Genomic DNA, 14595 nt, shown 5'->3' on the forward strand with positions numbered 1-14595 from the left:
GCATGACTGACACGCCCACCCCACCTTCCGCACCGAAACACCCGATCACGCGCTCCTTCCATGGTCGTGACTTCGTGGATGATTATGAGTGGCTGCGCGACAAGGAATCGCCGGAAACCCTCGCCTACCTGGAGGCGGAGAACGCCTACACAAAACAGTGCACCGCGCACCTCGATGGCCTGACGGAACAGATCTATACCGAGATCAAGGCCCGCGTAAAAGAGACGGACATGTCTGTCCCGGTGCGCCAGGGCGATTGGTGGTACTACAGCCGCACCGAGGAAGGGAAGAACTACGGTATCAGCTGCCGCGTTCCTGTCGCTGAGGGTGGGGATCCGTGGATGCCGCCCACCCTGCCTGAGGATGGTTCGGGCCTGCCGGGGGAGCAGATCCTCTTGGACCTCAATGAGCTGGCGGAGGGGCATGACTTCTTCGCCGTCGGCGCGTCTAGCGTGAGCACATCCGGGCGTTACCTCGCCTTTTCGACGGACACCGCCGGCGACGAACGCTTTGACCTAAAGATCAAGGATCTGGAGACCGGCGAGCTGCTGCCTGACACCATTCCCGGCATTTTCTACGGCGCGACGTGGGCAGGGGAGAACTATCTGTTCTACATCCGCGTCGACGAGGCGTGGCGCCCGCACCAGATCTGGCGCCATAAGGTCGGTACCCCAGCCAGCGAGGATGTGCTGGTGTACGAGGAGGCAGACGAGAAATTCGGCGTCGGCATCGCTGCGGATCGCTCCGAGTCCTACCTGCTCATCCTGTCTTCGTCTTCGCTGACCACCGAGTACCGCGTCTTGCCTCTGAGCGACCCTGAAGGCGACTTCGAGGTTCTTTGGCCGCGCGAATCGGGTGTGGAGTACCACGTCGACTACGCCGCTGTTGCCGGGGAGGAGTACTGGATTGTCACCCACAATGCGTGTGGGGTGAACTCGGGGGTGGGCACGACGCGCGTAGGCAATCTTGTGTCGCTGTGCGAGCTGCGCGAGCTCATCCCGCACAGCGATGAGGTGCGCATTGAGGGCGTGGACACCTACCGTGATTTCGCCTTCGTTGCTTATCGGCGTGGCGGTATCGGCCGCCTCGCCGTCGCCGATCTGCGCCACGGCTTCGGTGAGTTCCGCGAGCTGGACTTCGACGAGGAGCTCTACACCGCCTCTTTGGGCGGCAATCCCGAGTGGGACGCACCTGTTGTGTGCGTGGTCTACACGTCCTTTACGCAGCCCGTGCAGGTGCTGAATTACCGCGTGGACACCGGTGAGTTCACGCTGCTCAAAGAGCAAGAAGTGCGCGGCGGCTACAACCCGGGGGACTATGTGGCCACCCGCATGTGGGCGACTGCGGCCGACGGCACGCGCGTGCCCATGTCGGTGGTGCGCCGCGCGGACCTGGACATGACCCAGCCCAACCCGACGCTGCTGTACGGCTACGGTTCCTATGAAGCATCGACGGATCCAGGCTTCTCCGTCGCGCGGTTGTCCCTGCTTGATCGCGGCATGGTGTGGGTCTGCGCGCACGTTCGCGGTGGCGGTGAGATGGGCCGCCTGTGGTACGACAACGGCAAGATGCTGGCGAAGAAGAACACGTTCACAGACTTCGTGGCCTGCGCAGATTCGCTTATCCGCGAGGGCCTCACCACCCCCTCCATGCTCGTCGCCGAAGGTGGCTCCGCCGGTGGCTTGCTCATGGGGGCAGTGGCGAACCTGGCGCCGGAGAAATTCGCCGGCATCCAGGCGATCGTGCCGTTCGTGGACCCGCTGACGTCGATTCTGAAGCCGGAACTGCCACTGACCGTCGGGGAGTGGGAAGAATGGGGCGACCCGTACCACGACCCCGAAGTCTACGACTACATGGCGGGCTATGCGCCGTACGAGAACGTGGAGGCGAAGAACTACCCGAACATTCTGACCGTGACCAGCATCAACGATACGCGTGTGCTGTATGTGGAGCCGGCGAAGTGGATCGCAAAACTGCGCGCCACGGCGACCGGTGGCCAGTTCCTGCTCAAAACCGAGATGGCTGCCGGCCACGGTGGTGTGTCCGGACGGTACGCGAAGTGGAAGCAGACGGCGTTCGAGTACGCGTGGACACTGCACACTGCCGGTGCGGTGAAATGAGTCACCTAAGGCACACCCGATGTGATGACAGGAAGCGCCCAGGAGTATTAATAACCTTAGAGATTCATTTCTAAGGGAGGGCCCGATGTCCACTGTCACGCCGGCCACTGGACCGCAGATTGCGGAGCCGAAGAAGCGTAAGGACAACACACACTGGCTCTACATCGGCGTCATCATTGCCGTGGTCGCGGGTATTACCCTCGGCCTCGTCGCGCCCGATGTTGCGGTGCAGTTGAAGCCACTGGGTGACACGTTCGTCTCGTTGATCAAGATGATTGTGGGGCCGGTGATCTTCTGCACCATCGTGCTGGGGATCGGTTCGGTGCGTTCGGCGGCAACCGTAGGTAAGACCGGTGGCTTGGCGCTCATCTACTTCACAGTCATGTCCACGTTTGCGCTTGCCATCGGCCTCGCAGTGGGCAACCTGATCAAACCCGGTGAAGGCTTGGGGCTCCACGGCGATGCGGCCGCCGGCGCCAAGTACGCCGAGCAGGCGGCGGAATCGGGCGGCCTCGTTGGCTTCGTCCAGGGGATCGTGCCGGAGACGTTCTTCTCCGCGTTCATTTCTGGGTCAATCCTGCAGGTGTTGTTCGTCGGGTTGCTGGTGGGCTTTGCTGTGCAGTCGATGGGTAAGCACGGCGAACCGATCCTCGGGTTTGTGGCGCACCTGCAAAAGCTGATCTTCAAGATCTTGAGCTGGATTCTCTGGCTCGCCCCCATCGGCGCATTCGGCGCTATGGCAGCCGTGGTAGGCAAGACGGGCATCCAGGCCGTGGTGCAGATGTTGGTGCTCATGGTGGCCTTCTACACCACCTGCGTCCTCTTCGTCTTCGGTGTGCTCGGCCTTGTGCTGTGGATCGTGGCGAAGGTCTCGCCGTGGTCCCTGTTCAAGTACTTGGGGCGCGAGTTCCTGCTCATCCTGGCCACCTCATCGTCGGAGTCTGCGCTGCCGAACCTCATGCGCAAGATGGAGCACCTGGGTGTGGACAAGTCCACCGTCGGCATCGTTGTGCCCACGGGCTACTCCTTCAACCTAGACGGCACTGCTATCTACCTGACCATGGCTTCCATCTTCATTGCGGACGCCATGAACATGCCGATGAGTATGGGGGAGCAGGTTTCGCTCCTCGTTTTCATGATCATTGCCTCCAAGGGTGCTGCCGGCGTTACCGGTGCAGGCCTAGCTACTTTGGCGGCTGGCCTGCAAGCCTTCCGTCCGGACCTGCTCTCCGGCGTGGGCATCATCGTGGGTATTGACCGCTTTATGTCCGAAGCACGAGCCCTGACAAACTTTGCTGGCAACTCCATTGCCACCCTCGTTGTGGGCACGTGGACACACACCGTGGACCATGAGCAGGTCAAGCGTGTGCTATCCGGCGATGACCCGTATGTTGCCGGTGATGATGATAGTCACGTGGACATGAGCAACCCCACGGTGGAGAATCCCGCCACGGCGCACCTGCAGCCAACACCGCAGGTGGATCTGTCGCAGTATCCGAAGCCGCCGCACTAAACACCGATGCAATAAACGCTGTAGCACTAGCTCCCAGCCCTCGCTCGCTTGTCCAGCGGGGGCTTCGTCGTCGCAGTAGAATGAGCGTCATGCCCGGCCACCTGCTCGTTTCCGTTTCTTCGATTTTCGATGAGACCCGCAAGGACGTCGAAAAGCTTGTGTCCACCTTGGACCAGGAGAGGATTCCCGTGTCGATGTTGGTGGCACCCCACATCGATAAGACGTGGCACTTGGCTAAAGACGATAAGACCCGTGGTTGGCTCAAAGAACAGATGGAGGATGGCCGTGGCCTCATCCTCAACGGCTTTGACCAGGCGGTGCAGGGCCGGCGGGCGGAGTTTGCGGCGTTGGAGGCACATGAGGCGTCGTTACGCTTGAAGGGCGCGACCCGGCAGATGCGGAAGCTGGGCTTTGACCTTGATACTTTCGCGCCGCCGCGCTGGCGGATGTCGGAGGGCACGCTGGTGGCGCTGCAGGATTTTGATTTTCGGCTCGCCGCATCGACAAAGGGGATTCATTTTCTGCGCACGGGGGAGTTTGAGCAAGCGCGTAACCTCTCCGTCGGTGAAGGTTTCGGCGCTGCTGGGTGGTGGCGCCGCAACGTCATCGACGCCGCGGTGCGCAACGCGGAACGTGGGAACACCGTGCGCCTGTCCGTCTCCGGCCGCAACTTGGCCAAGAAGAAGGTGCGCACGGACTTCATCGCCGCCGCCGTCACCGCTGCTAACGAGGGCTTGAAGCCGGTCAACTACCGCGATCTTTGATGCGCGCCGCCGAAATTACGTGCGCGCTGCACCCGCCCGATGACGCGGCACAGCAGGTAGATGCCGAAAGAGATGAAAGCCACGAACACGCTCACCGGGATGCCGGGGGCGAGTGAGATGATCATGCCGCCGATAGCGGAAATCTCGGCGAAGATCACGGACCACATGACTGCGCGCGCTGGGTTCGCGGTGATCTGCGCGGCCGCGGCACCAGGTGTGATCATGAGTGACATGACCAGCAGTGCACCGACGATCTGCACGGATTGAGCAGACGCAACGCCGACGAGCACGGCGAACGCGATGGCCATGCCGCGTACGTTTACGCCGGTAGCCGCCGACATCACCGGGTCCGCTGACGCAAAAATCAGTGGTCGCCAGAGCACCACGACGGTGACCACCACAGCCACGGTTGTCGCCGCTAGAAGCCACACGCTTGAGCTCGACACCCCCACAATCTGCCCCGTCAACAACGCCAACGCGCGGTTTGAATTACCGGGGTAGAGGTGGATGAACAGGACGGATAAGCCCATGCCAAAGCTCATGACCACACCAACGGCAGAGTCTTGTTGTCCCCGGAAGCCGAGGACAGCGAGGGTGAGGGCGGCGACGATCGCGCCGGCAACGGCGCCCAGTCCCACGTTGAGCCCAAAGAGCAGCGCAGCGGACGCACCCATGAGCGCAAGTTCCGAGGTGGCGTGGACGGAGAAAGACATCTGTCGCAGCACAATGAGTGGCGCCATGACGCCGGACAGGATGCCCAGCAGCGCGCTGGCCACGAGCGTTGTCTGCACGAAGTCGAGGCTTAGTAGGTACTGCGTGGTCGCCAATGCCTCGCTCATAGGACCACCATCCGTCCGTTAGCCTCCACGACGTCGACGTGGGTGCCGTAGAGCTCGCTGAGTACATCGGATCGCATGACCTCGCGCACCGTGCCGGTGACATGGCCGTTCGGGCCAAGGTAGAGCACGCGGTCCACAGCATCCAAGAAGGGGTTGATGGAGTGCGTCACGCACACCACGGCCGCGCCACTATCGGCGAGTGCACGGAAGCGGGTGACGGTGTTGCGTTCGCGGGCGATGTCGAGGGAGAGGAGAGGTTCGTCGGCAAGCAATAAGGCTGGATCGTTGACGAGGGCTTGGGCGTGGCGCACGAGCTGTTGCTGCCCGCCCGACAGCAGCCCCACGCGCTGATCTGCGAAGGTGAGCGCCCCTACGCGAGCGAGGGCCTTGTCCACGTCCTTTTTCTTCGGCCCCCGCCGCAACATCCGGTGCTCCATCGCCAGTGACACCAAATCGCGCGATCGTACCGGCAAATCCTGCGGAAACATGGACTGCTGCGGGATGTAGCCCACGCGGCCATTCACCGCGACGGAGCCTTGCGAGAGGGGCTGGGTGCCCAGAATCGTGCGCAACAGCGTCGACTTGCCCACCCCGTTGGGGCCGAGCACGCACACGATTTCGCCGCCGTCCACCGCGAGGTCGAGGCCCGACCAGAGCGGCTGAACAGCGGCGTCGTTGAACTGCAGAATCACGGTGAAAGTCTAACCGGCAAAGTTGCCCAATTGCGCATCAGTGCGCGGTTCCGCTTCGTCGACGATCTTCTGCACGTTGTCCACAATCTGTTCGAAGTAGTCCAGGAAATCCATGCCCTCTGGCGGGGTCTCGTTGATCTCCACGATGGGTAGGTTCTGCTTCTCCGCAGCCTCTTTTAGGCGCTGCGTGGCGTTGTTCGTGGACTGAGTGTTGACTACGAGGAAATCTAGAATCCCACTGTTGATGAGTTCGAGGAACTCCGCGACCTCTCCTGCGGATGGCTCGCTTTCATTGAGAGTGGTCAGCAGGTACTTCTCCGGGGTCAGGTCGTGCAGCTGAGTGCCCCAGATCATCGGCGCGGCGATGGGCTCCGTCATCGCCAGGTGCACGTGTGGCATCGCGTTGAGCTTCTCGGTGATCGCGTCCATGCGGCGGTCAACCTCGCTCGCATCACCGCCAGCACGCTTAGCGACGGCATCCGCCACCTCCTTCACCTTCCCCGGCGCCAACCAAATGTGCTCGAGGTCATTGATGTCCGTGGGAATCTCGGTGAAGTCGTGGCTGTGATCGTGGCCGGCGTGATCATGGCCGTGATCGTGGTCGTGGTGCGCGTGCTCGTCATGCTCACCATGCTCACCGTGCTCACCGTGTGCATGCTCGTCGTGTGCATGCTCGTCGCTCGAAAGGGGGATGGCGTGGATCACGCGGTCCTGTTCGGCAACGCGATAGAGGTTGGCGTCATAGTGTCCACCGTTGGCCACGACGGTGCCGGCTTCACGAATCTTGGCCAGGTCGGCTGCGGAAGCCTCGTAGGTGTGCGGGTCAATCGACTGGCCCGAAATGATGGCGGGCACCTCTTTGCCGGTGACGGCGGAGGCGACGTCGGCCCACACGCTGGTGGTGGCGATGATGTTGGTGGGGTCGGCGGCCTTGGTGGCGTCGACAGCTTTTGTGTCGGCGGGTTCGGAGGAGCAGGCGGTCAGCCCTGCACCCACGAGAGCAAGTGTGGCGAGCGCGGCTGAGGCGCGGTGAATTCTCGTGTTTCGCATAGGTGCGATTTAACCAATAATGAAAACTGTTTTCAACTCTCTGGTTGGGTGTAAGCGGGGTGTCCAGCGCTTCCGATATACTGAACCGCGTCTTCAGACCTCCAAAACTGTGAAGGATTCTCATGGCACGAGTCGTTGTTAATGTCATGCCCAAGGCTGAAATTCTGGATCCGCAAGGACAGGCTGTGCACCGAGCGCTGGGGCGCATTGGTGTGAACGGGGTGACGGATGTCCGCCAAGGTAAGCGTTTTGAGCTAGAGGTTGAGGACTCCGTGACTGATGAGCAACTGCAACATCTTGCGGAAACGCTGCTGACCAACACGGTGATCGAGGACTTTGTTGTCGTGCGGGAGGACGCCCAGTGAGCGCGACCATTGGTGTGATCACCTTCCCTGGCACTCTCGATGATGTTGATGCGGTGCGCGCGGTCCGTCTCGGTGGGGCAACCCCGAAAGGTTTGTGGCACGCAGATGAGGATCTGTCGGGCGTTGACGCCGTCATTGTTCCCGGTGGTTTCTCTTACGGTGACTACCTGCGTTCTGGTGCGATCGCTGCGATGGCCCCGATGATGAAGGCTGTGGTGGAGGCTGCCGGTAAGGGCATGCCTGTGCTGGGCATTTGCAATGGTTTCCAGATTCTCACGGAGGCTGGTCTACTGCCGGGCGCGTTGACTCGTAACAAGGGCCTGCACTTCCACTGCACGGACACGTTTTTGGAAGTGGCTAATGCGGAGACCGCGTGGACAAACCAGTTTGAGTCCGGCCAGAAGATCCTTGTGCCGGCGAAGCATGGGGAGGGCCGCTTCCAGGCGGACCAGGCCACCATCGATGCGTTGGAGGCTGAGGGCCGTGTGGTGTTCCGCTACACGGATAACTTCAATGGCTCCATGAACTCCATTGCGGGTGTGACGAGTGAGAACCGTCGTGTTGTTGGCCTTATGCCACACCCGGAGCATGCGATTGATCTGTTGACTGGCCCGTCCGAGGACGGTCTGGGTCTGATCCATTCGGTGCTGAACGACATTTCAAAGATCGGAGCGTGATCCACGTGCAGGTTAAAAATGACACCGTCGAGGTCGCGAAGAGCAGTCCGGAGCTGGAGCAGCCATACGAGGCACTGGGCTTGAAGGACGATGAATACGCCCGTATCCGTGAGATCTTGGGCCGCCGTCCGACGGACGCGGAGCTCACCGTGTACTCGGTGATGTGGTCAGAGCACTGCTCGTATAAGTCTTCCAAGGTGCACCTGCGCTACTTCGGCGAGACGATGACGGAGGAAATGGCCTCCAAGATCCTCGCCGGTATTGGGGAAAACGCTGGTGTGGTGGATATCGGTGGCGGTGACGCCGTGACGTTCCGCGTGGAAAGCCACAACCACCCCTCCTTCGTGGAGCCGTATCAGGGTGCCGCTACTGGCGTAGGTGGCATTGTGCGCGACATCATGGCCATGGGCGCCCGGCCGATCGCCGTGATGGACCAGCTGCGTTTCGGCGCCATCGACGCGGAGGACACCAAGCGCGTGCTGCCGGGCGTTGTCGCCGGTATCGGTGGTTACGGCAACTCGCTGGGCCTGCCAAACATTGGCGGGGAGACCGTCTTTGACGCTGCTTACGCCGGAAACCCACTGGTCAACGCATTGTGTGTGGGTTCGCTGAAGGTGGAAGACCTTCACCTGGCGTTCGCATCCGGCACCGGCAACAAGGTGATGCTCTTTGGTTCCCGCACCGGCCTTGATGGCATCGGTGGCGTGTCTGTGCTGGGCTCTGCCTCCTTCGAAGAGGGCGAAGAGCGCAAGCTGCCGGCCGTCCAAGTGGGGGACCCGTTCGCCGAGAAGGTTCTCATCGAGTGCTGTCTTGAGCTGTACGCCGCCGACGTTGTCGTGGGGATACAGGACCTTGGTGGCGGTGGCTTGTCTTGTGCGACCTCCGAGCTGGCAGCTGCTGGTGACGGTGGTATGCGCATCAACCTCGATGCTGTTCCGCTGCGCGCGGAGAACATGACCGCCGCGGAGATCCTCGCCTCCGAGTCCCAGGAGCGCATGTGCGCCATTGTGACCCCGGACAACGTGGAGCGTTTCAAGGAGATCTGCGCCAAGTGGGATGTCACCTGCGCTGAGATCGGTGAGGTCACCGACGAGGATGATCGTCTTGTCATTACCCACAACGGTGAGGTCGTGCTTGATGCACCGTCGTCCACCATTGCGGATGAAGCACCGGTCTACGAGCGTCCGTGGGCGCGGCCGGAGTGGCAGGATGAGGTGCAGGGAGGGGGAGACGTCGATAAGCCTGAGCAGCTACGTGAGGCCTGGCTGAAACTCGTGGCATCCCCCGCGCTGTGCTCGCGCGATTGGATCACCGAGCAGTATGACCGCTACGTGCGCGGCAACACGGTGCAAGCGCGGCACGCGAACTCGGGCGTTCTGCGTATCGACGAATCCACGGGCCGCGGCGTAGCCATCTCCGCCGATGCATCTGGCCGCTACACCTTCCTGGACCCGAACATGGGTGCGCGACTGGCTCTGGCGGAGGCGTACCGTAACGTGGCCGTCACGGGTGCTCGCCCGGTGGCGGTGACGAACTGCTTGAACTTCGGTTCCCCGGAAAACCCCGATGTGATGTGGCAATTCCGTGAGGCTGTGCATGGTTTGGCGGACGGCTCCCGTGAGCTGGGTATCCCGGTCTCCGGTGGCAATGTGTCCTTCTACAACCAGACCGGTGATACACCGATTTTGCCGACCCCGGTGGTGGGTGTTCTCGGCGTGATTGAGAACGTGGCGGATTCGGTGACCCACCGCGTGGTGAACAATGAGGACAAGGATGTCCTCGTGCTGCTTGGTGAGACGAAGGATGAGTTTGGTGGCTCCGTTTGGCAGGAGATCTCCGGTGCAGGGTTGTCTGGTCTGCCGCCGCAGGTGGACCTGGCTAATGAGGCGCGTCTGGCTGATTTCTTCTGTGACAAGGCCGAGGGGCTTACCGCCGCCCACGACCTGTCTGAGGGTGGCCTGGGCCAGGCTGTTTTCGAGATGATTAAGGACACTGAAAAGGGCGCGGAACTCGACCTGTCCGCAGTTAACGCCGACGCATTCACCGCCCTGTTCTCCGAGTCCGCGTCTCGCGTCCTGGTGGCGTGCAGTCCGGACCGCGTTGACCGCGTTGTCGCCGATGCCACTGAGCTGGGCATCCCGGTGGCCATCGTTGGTTCCACCAACATGAGTGGCGAGATCACCTTCGCCGAGGGCACCCCGGCTGCTGGTCAGTCCGTGAGTGTGGCGCAGCTGTGTGAGGCATGGTCGGCGACGATGCCGGGCTACTTCGCCCACGCAGACGCGCCGAACTCAGCGGTGTAGCCGGTTTAGCGCACCAACACCAGCGGCCCCCGCGATGAAGCGGGGGCCGTTTCGCTGTGCAGCACTTAGTCGATGGTCTGGGTTGCCGGTACCGGCTCAATGAGTGGCATCGGCTGGTACTTCTCACGCAGTTGGCGCAGGGTGCTGGTGTGCTCCCACAGTGCCTTGTCTTCAGCGGTGGCAGGGGTGAATTGGCGCGCGGGAAGGGGATTGCCGTCAATGTCGATACCCACGTATGTGAAGGTGGCGTGAATTGCCGTTTCTAGGTTTTCCCGCCCGCCACGCGGATTACCGGCACGGACGTGGGTTGTCACAGCCATGCTGCGTTTACCGGTTTGGGTGAGGCGTGAGTCCACTTCAATGAGGTCGCCGATGGCGATGGGTTTGTAGAAGCGGATGCCACCGGCGTAGACGGCGACGGTGCGTTCGCCGGCCCATTCCATGGTGATGGAGGTGCCGGCGCTGTCAATCCATTCCATGGCGGTGCCGCCGTGGACTTTGCCGCCCCAGTTGATGTCCGTTGGTTTGGCCATGAAGCGGTGGATGATGCGGGGTGCAGTCGATTCACCGTCGTAGGTGTGCTTGAGCATTTCCGATTCGATGTCGGAGCGCAGCTGGATGCGGGATTTCGCGGCGTGTTCGGCGCGGCGTTCTTCGTCGGTGGTGGGTATGAAGGTGGGTACTGCCATGGATTTGCCGGTTTCAGTGTCCTTGGCCACGAAGATAACCAGGCAGTCGCAGGCGCGGGTGAATACGCCTTCGCGCGGGTCGGCGGATAGCACCTCGTTCACGATGTGCATGGAGGAGCGTCCGGTCATGGCGATGCGGGAGCGTACTTCCACGATGTGCCCGGATGGGATGGGGCGGGTGAAGTGGATGTGCCCCACGTAGGCGGTGACGCAGTAGGTGGAGGACCATTGCACGGCGCAGGCGTAGGCGGCTTTATCGATCCATTCCAGCACGCGTCCGCCAGACACGCCTTGGGCGCCGGCGAGGATCACGTCCGTCGGTGCGGCCATGAATCGGAGGGTGATGGAGGGGGATTTTTCTACGGTCACACGAGGTGTTTCAGTTCCAGTGCTGGGCGTCATTAGCACAACACTACTCGCTTAGCCGCGGCATTTTAGGATGGGCGTATGGCTGTGAAGAATGATCCGCTGGCGACACGGGAGGCGATTGCGGCGATTGCGGGGTGGATTGTGGATCCGGAGAGCGTGGAGAAGCCTTCGCGTGGGTTGCTCGCAGATGCTTGTCGACGTTCCGCCCGCGCCCTCGCTGCCGAACTCCCTGGTCATACCGTCGAGTTGCGCGTGCCCCCATTCGTGGCGGTGCAGTGCGTTGAGGGGCCGCGGCATACCCGTGGGACCCCACCGAACGTGGTGGAGATGGCCCCTGAGGTGTGGTTGCAGGTGGCTACTGGGTTGATTGATTTTGATGAGGCTGTGGCCGATGGGAGGATTTATGCTTCGGGGTCCCGGGCGGGTGAGGTTGCGGCGGGTCTTCCGGTGATTGCCCTCCCGGCCAGCTAATCAACTAGGGTTGAGGCCGTGCAAAGCGTGAACAACGGTGCTTCTACTGGTGTGCCCGTGTCCCTGGATGCTGATGAGCAGGAGCCACGCGAAGAATGTGGTGTGTTTGGTGTCTGGGCGCCGGGAGAAGACGTATCTAAGCTGACCTATTTTGGCTTGTTCGCCCTGCAGCACCGCGGCCAGGAGGGCGCGGGCATTGCGGTGGGAGACAAGGGCCGGATCGTGGTGTTTAAGGATAGCGGTCTGGTGTCCCAGGTTTTTGATGAGGCAATCTTGGACGCACTCCAAGGCGATGTGGCCATCGGTCACACCCGTTATTCCACGGCGGGGTCTCAGAACTGGGAAAACGTTCAGCCGATGTTCCGCACCTCACCCGACGGTACGGATGTGTCCTTGGGGCATAACGGCAATCTGACGAACTACGCCACGTTGCAGGCTGAAGCGATTGAACGCCGCCTTGTGCCAACTGAGGGAGTGGAGGGACACGGTTCTTCCTCCGACACGGCGGTGGTGTCGGCGTTGCTTGCGGATGGAGTGCGCGATGGCCGTACCCTCCTTGATTCTGCCCGCGAACTTCTTCCGAAGCTGCAGGGCGCATTCTGCCTTGTCTTTACTGATGGACACACCCTGTACGCCGCGCGCGACCCGCACGGCGTGCGCCCTTTGTCGCTAGGGCGCCTGGAGCAGGGCTGGGTGATTGCTAGTGAGACCGCTGCGTTGGACATCACCGGTGCTTCTTTCGTGCGTGACATCGCACCGGGTGAGCTTATTGCTATTAGCGCCTCCGGTATTCACACTGAGAATTACGCAAAGCCAGCGCCGAAGACCTGCGTGTTTGAGTACGTCTACATTGCCCGCCCGGATTCTGTGGTGGAAGGTAAGACGGTCAACGCTGCTCGTCTGGAGATCGGGCGCCGTTTGTCGCGGGTGGCGCCAGTGGACGCGGACGTCGTTATGCCAGTGCCTGAATCCGGCACCCCAGCGGCGATTGGCTACGCGGAGGCCTCTGGTATTCCTTTCGCGCAGGGCCTGATGAAGAACGCTTATGTGGGGCGTACCTTCATTCAGCCGTCGGATACCTTGCGGCAGCTGGGCTTGCGTCTGAAGCTCAACCCGGTGCGCGAGATCATTGCGGGCAAGTCCCTCGTCGTCGTGGACGATTCCATCGTGCGCGGCAATACCCAGCGCAAACTTATCCGCATGTTGCGCGAAGCGGGCGCAGGGGAAGTACATGTGCGTATTGCCTCTCCGCCGGTGAAGTGGCCGTGTTTCTACGGCATTGACTTTGCTAGCCCCGGCGAGCTCATCGCTAACAACGCGGGCGGGGATGAGGATGCTGTGGCAGAGAACATTTGCCGCGTCATCGGCGCAGATACACTCGCGTTTGTGTCTATTGATGACATGATTGCTGCCACCGAACGCCCGGCCGACAGCCTGTGCGCCGCCTGCTTTGACGGCCACTACCCGCTGGGTCTGCCGGAAAACAACGTCAACGCTGACGCCGTCCGGCGTATTCAGGAAGGGATGTTTTAAGCCATGACCACCCCGGAAAACACCAACCCCGTTTCCTATGCCGCTGCTGGCGTGGACATTGAAGCTGGTGACCGTGCCGTCGAGCTGTTCAAGGACCACGCCAAGCGCGCCTCTCGCCCGGAGGTTCGCGGTGGCCTTGGTGGTTTCGCTGGCCTTTTTGCCTTGGGTAAGTACAAGAAGCCGCTGCTTGCTGCGGGCTCCGATGGTGTGGGCACGAAGCTCGTCGTGGCGCAGGCTATGGGCATTCACAACACCATCGGCATCGACTTGGTGGCCATGTGCGTCGACGACCTGGTGGTGTGTGGCGCGGAGCCCCTGTTCCTGCAGGACTACATCGCCATCGGCAAGGTTGTGCCCGAAAAGGTCGCGCAGATCGTCGAAGGAATCGCTGAAGGGTGCGTCCAGGCTGGATGCGCCCTGCTCGGCGGGGAAACAGCGGAGCACCCCGGTGTCATGGGTGAAAATGACTACGACGTTTCCGCCACCGCCGTTGGTGTCGTCGAAGCTGATGAGCTACTCGGCCCGGATCGCGTGCGTGAAGGCGACGTGATCATCGGCATGGCGTCATCTGGCCTGCACTCCAACGGCTACTCCCTAGCGCGCCACGTGCTGCTGGAGAAAACAGGCCTGCCTCTCGACGGCCATGTGGACGAGCTCGGCCGCACCCTCGGCGAAGAGCTTCTAGAGCCGACCCGCATCTATGCGCTTGACTGCCTGGCTCTGGCCAATGAGTGTGAAGTGCGCACCTTCTGCCACGTCACCGGTGGCGGCCTGGCGGGCAACATGGAGCGCATCATCCCCGAAGGCAAGGTGGCAGAGATGCACCGCGCCACCTGGTCTCCCGCCCCGATCTTCCACACCATTGCGGAGGTGGGCAACGTGCCGGTAGAGGAGATGGAGAAGACCTTCAACGCCGGCGTAGGCATGGTTGCCATCGTCGCCCCGGAGGACCGCGACCGCGCATTGGCTATGCTCACCGCACGTCACGTGGACTGCTGGGAGCTCGGTGTTGTCCGCGGTGCAACCGAAGCGGATGAAGGCCAGCGTGCGACGCTAGTAGGAACCCACGCGGGTTAAGCACGGCTACATGCCTGCGCATTCCTCCTGGCACAGGCGATGTCGCGCATAATTTGACTCGCACGCTATAGTGGCTGCAGGACAAATTTCACGGATATTATTTGGGGCCGCCGACTATTTCGGCCGCCCTTTA

At 61.7% G+C, this 14595-nt stretch carries 13 protein-coding genes; 9 read left to right on the plus strand and 4 right to left on the minus strand.

Annotation, left to right across the window (positions count from 1 at the left end; all coding sequences use genetic code 11):
• The first annotated feature begins 2 nt into the window (after positions 1–2).
• From HMPREF2129_RS01780 to HMPREF2129_RS01790, 3 genes are all read left to right on the plus strand, one after another.
• Positions 3–2120 (plus strand): S9 family peptidase, encoded by a 2118-nt coding sequence (locus HMPREF2129_RS01780; protein WP_034662252.1) that lies wholly within the window; start codon positions 3–5, stop codon positions 2118–2120.
• Between the two features lie 85 nt (positions 2121–2205).
• Entirely contained in the window at positions 2206–3633 is a 1428-nt protein-coding gene (locus HMPREF2129_RS01785) for a cation:dicarboxylate symporter family transporter (protein WP_034662254.1), read from the plus strand.
• Positions 3634–3722: 89 nt separating this feature from the next.
• Positions 3723–4397 carry a DUF2334 domain-containing protein gene (locus HMPREF2129_RS01790; RefSeq protein ID WP_034662257.1) on the plus strand — a complete coding sequence of 225 codons (675 nt, stop codon included), beginning with the start codon at positions 3723–3725 and terminating at the stop codon, positions 4395–4397.
• Here the strand turns inward: HMPREF2129_RS01790 and HMPREF2129_RS01795 are convergent.
• The 3 genes from HMPREF2129_RS01795 to HMPREF2129_RS01805 are packed head-to-tail and all read right to left on the minus strand — an operon-like array spanning position 4382 to position 6978.
• Positions 4382–5236 carry a metal ABC transporter permease gene (locus HMPREF2129_RS01795; RefSeq protein ID WP_034662259.1) on the minus strand — a complete coding sequence of 285 codons (855 nt, stop codon included), beginning with the start codon at positions 5234–5236 and terminating at the stop codon, positions 4382–4384. The genes HMPREF2129_RS01790 and HMPREF2129_RS01795 overlap by 16 nt on opposite strands.
• Positions 5233–5928 (minus strand): metal ABC transporter ATP-binding protein, encoded by a 696-nt coding sequence (locus HMPREF2129_RS01800; protein WP_034662262.1) that lies wholly within the window; start codon positions 5926–5928, stop codon positions 5233–5235. Before HMPREF2129_RS01800 ends, HMPREF2129_RS01795 begins: the two co-directional genes overlap by 4 nt.
• A 9-nt stretch (positions 5929–5937) precedes the next feature.
• The gene (locus HMPREF2129_RS01805) at positions 5938–6978 is read right to left on the minus strand and encodes a metal ABC transporter solute-binding protein, Zn/Mn family (RefSeq protein WP_052092533.1); all 1041 of its coding nucleotides are present in this window, start codon (positions 6976–6978) and stop codon (positions 5938–5940) included.
• Positions 6979–7100: 122 nt separating this feature from the next.
• Between HMPREF2129_RS01805 and purS the strand changes: the two genes are divergently transcribed.
• The 3 genes from purS to purL are packed head-to-tail and all read left to right on the plus strand — an operon-like array spanning position 7101 to position 10323.
• A complete protein-coding gene (gene purS, locus HMPREF2129_RS01810) occupies positions 7101–7343 on the plus strand; it encodes a phosphoribosylformylglycinamidine synthase subunit PurS (RefSeq protein ID WP_034662264.1) in 243 nt (80 codons plus the stop codon).
• The gene (gene purQ / locus HMPREF2129_RS01815; protein ID WP_034662266.1) at positions 7340–8020 is read left to right on the plus strand and encodes a phosphoribosylformylglycinamidine synthase subunit PurQ; all 681 of its coding nucleotides are present in this window, start codon (positions 7340–7342) and stop codon (positions 8018–8020) included. Before purS ends, purQ begins: the two co-directional genes overlap by 4 nt.
• 5 nt (positions 8021–8025) lie before the next feature.
• Complete coding sequence (gene purL, locus HMPREF2129_RS01820; RefSeq protein WP_034662401.1) at positions 8026–10323, plus strand: phosphoribosylformylglycinamidine synthase subunit PurL; 2298 nt, start codon at positions 8026–8028, stop codon at positions 10321–10323.
• Positions 10324–10388: 65 nt separating this feature from the next.
• Here the strand turns inward: purL and HMPREF2129_RS01825 are convergent, their stop codons facing one another.
• On the minus strand, positions 10389–11414 hold the full coding sequence (locus HMPREF2129_RS01825) for an acyl-CoA thioesterase (protein ID WP_034662268.1): 1026 nt from the start codon (positions 11412–11414) through the stop codon (positions 10389–10391).
• 45 nt (positions 11415–11459) lie between these two features.
• Between HMPREF2129_RS01825 and HMPREF2129_RS01830 the strand changes: the two genes are divergently transcribed.
• From HMPREF2129_RS01830 to purM, 3 genes are read left to right on the plus strand one after another with little or no spacing between them, the layout of a single operon-like run.
• On the plus strand, positions 11460–11852 hold the full coding sequence (locus HMPREF2129_RS01830) for a sterol carrier family protein (protein ID WP_034662271.1): 393 nt from the start codon (positions 11460–11462) through the stop codon (positions 11850–11852).
• Between the two features lie 27 nt (positions 11853–11879).
• On the plus strand, positions 11880–13385 hold the full coding sequence (gene purF / locus HMPREF2129_RS01835) for an amidophosphoribosyltransferase (protein WP_084576425.1): 1506 nt from the start codon (positions 11880–11882) through the stop codon (positions 13383–13385).
• 3 nt (positions 13386–13388) lie between these two features.
• The gene (purM, locus tag HMPREF2129_RS01840) at positions 13389–14462 is read left to right on the plus strand and encodes a phosphoribosylformylglycinamidine cyclo-ligase (protein WP_034662273.1); all 1074 of its coding nucleotides are present in this window, start codon (positions 13389–13391) and stop codon (positions 14460–14462) included.
• The last annotated feature ends 133 nt before the right edge of the window (positions 14463–14595 follow it).

Origin of the sequence: Corynebacterium tuscaniense DNF00037 (genome assembly GCF_000759055.1) — a bacterium.
Lineage (GTDB): Bacteria > Actinomycetota > Actinomycetes > Mycobacteriales > Mycobacteriaceae > Corynebacterium > Corynebacterium tuscaniense.